4 protein-coding genes and 1 pseudogene are annotated in these 1,701 nt (G+C 60.6%); 1 reads left to right on the top strand and 4 read right to left on the bottom strand.

The features are described from left to right. Positions 1 to 192 (top strand): methyltransferase domain-containing protein (locus EN932_RS39360; RefSeq protein ID WP_245483393.1); only part of this gene is annotated, 192 nt, incomplete at its 5' end. Positions 193 to 260: 68 nt separating this feature from the next. Here EN932_RS39360 and EN932_RS39655 read toward each other — a convergent pair. The 4 genes and pseudogenes from EN932_RS39655 to EN932_RS35510 all read right to left on the bottom strand — a co-directional run. Next, positions 261 to 356 (bottom strand): annotated as a pseudogene (locus EN932_RS39655) (alpha-hydroxy-acid oxidizing protein); the annotation flags it as partial. Then, entirely contained in the window at positions 317 to 526 is a 210-nt protein-coding gene (locus tag EN932_RS39660; protein ID WP_348630107.1) for an alpha-hydroxy-acid oxidizing protein, read from the bottom strand. The gene EN932_RS39660 and the pseudogene EN932_RS39655, both read right to left, overlap by 40 nt. Before the next feature lie 17 nt (positions 527 to 543). Then, on the bottom strand, positions 544 to 831 hold the full coding sequence (locus EN932_RS39850; protein ID WP_348630108.1) for an alpha-hydroxy-acid oxidizing protein: 288 nt from the start codon (positions 829 to 831) through the stop codon (positions 544 to 546). A 511-nt stretch (positions 832 to 1,342) separates the two neighbouring features. Next, a partial coding sequence (locus tag EN932_RS35510; protein ID WP_164890829.1) for a zinc-binding dehydrogenase occupies positions 1,343 to 1,701 on the bottom strand: 359 nt, incomplete at its 5' end.

Consider the following 1,701-nt stretch of genomic DNA (forward strand, 5'->3'; position numbering starts at 1 on the left):
ACCGACCGGATCCTTGATGTCGGCAGCGGCATTGGCGGCCCGGCGCGCTTCCTGGCCGCCACCTATGGCTGCCAGGTCGATGGTGTCGACCTCACACCAGCCTTTGTCGAGGCATCCGGCCGGCTGACCATGCTCAGCGGCCTTGACGAGAAGGTTCGCTTCCACGAAGCCGACGCGGCGCGACCTCGGTAATCTGGTGAAGCCGATGATTGCCGGGAGGGTTGGTTCGAGACCGCGATGGCATCGACACCCGTTCCGATCGCCCGCTCGGCATCCTCAGGATCGAGGATGCTCTTCAGAATAAGCGGCAGGGTTGTCAGCGAACGCAGCCAGGCAGTATCCGCCCAGGTCGGCATGGCCGCCGCTGCGCAGTGCCAACTTTGAGCACGCCGGTGTTCCGGTCCTTGAAGTATGGCGTTGCGAGGCCGTCGGGAATTTTGAATCCTGCCCGGAACTGCCTACGGCGATCGCCTGGCGTCGGCATGTCGACCGTCACACAGATCGCCTTTGCGCCAAGTGCCGCCATGCGCTAAGAGTTGGCCATTAAAACCGCGATTGCTTTGCCAATAGAGCAGGAACCAGACTGGAGACTGGCTCACCGCCACGCCATCCTCGATCGCTGCATCGCCGTGGTCCCCAAAGTGAACACCGCTTCCGCCACTCCGGCGCCGCGCGCCGCCGCCACCTCGCTTCCGGATGCACCAGCCGCAGATATGCTATCGGGGCCAGGATGATCGGATGCGGCAGACTTTGCCCGAAGAGCGTGATCCCGGTATCAAGTCTTGTCACACGCGCAGCACGTGCCGCTTTCCCAAAGGCAAAGAGATACACCTCCTACTGTGTCAGCGCCGTTATCGAGGGGCGCTTGTTGAAGTCGCACTTGCTGGTGACGCTGTAGAAGAAGTCGGCATTTGAACACGGCGTCGGCACGGTTGTGCCGCCGTCCTCCCAGGCTTGATAGGTGGCTACACCACAAGGCACGATGGTGAAGATGTCGACCTTCTGCCCAGTCGGGGTCTCGGTCCCCTACAATTCTCAGCATGTTTCTACTCCCGACGGACATTAGCCTTCGCGCATATACCACGCGACGGCAAAGCAAGGTCTGAAGCTATCGATCAATGTTTAATCGTCTCTCGCCGCCATGCCTGGGTCTTTGCCTCCAGGCTTCAGATTCAACAAACAACGCAGTATTGGATCAAAATCTCGCCAGCTACCGGGATTGCTGCAGGCAGACGCCACCGAACTCGAACTCCCAAGATGCAACCACATCTGACGCCGCGGCGTTTGCCGCGGACCTTCGGCTTTCAGGAGAAAGAGGAGCTGCCCTCTCTCCCCCGAGTCCTCACGCCCGAACGCGGATGATCGTCTTTCCCGAACGTCGCTCTTTCGAGTTGAAAGTTGCAACGGCGTCGTCGAGGGCCGCGACTTTGCCGATGTTCGTCCTCAGTGTTCCGTCCCGCACTCGCTGAATTATCTCGTATAGCTGGGTGCGATCGGTCTCGACGACAAAGTCAATCGCCAGGCCATCCGCTGGCCGCACGTCGGTAGGACCGACGACGGTCACCAGCGTGCCTCCGGCCCGGATCAGGGCTGCAGACCGCTTCTGAATGCCGCCGCCGATGACATCGAACACCAGATCGACGCCGCCGACGTCTTCCAGAGAGTCGTTCTCAAGATCGACGAATTCATTTGCGCCGAAGT

This window comes from Mesorhizobium sp. M7A.F.Ca.US.002.01.1.1 (assembly GCF_004022955.1).
Classification (GTDB): Bacteria; Pseudomonadota; Alphaproteobacteria; order Rhizobiales; family Rhizobiaceae; genus Mesorhizobium; species Mesorhizobium ciceri.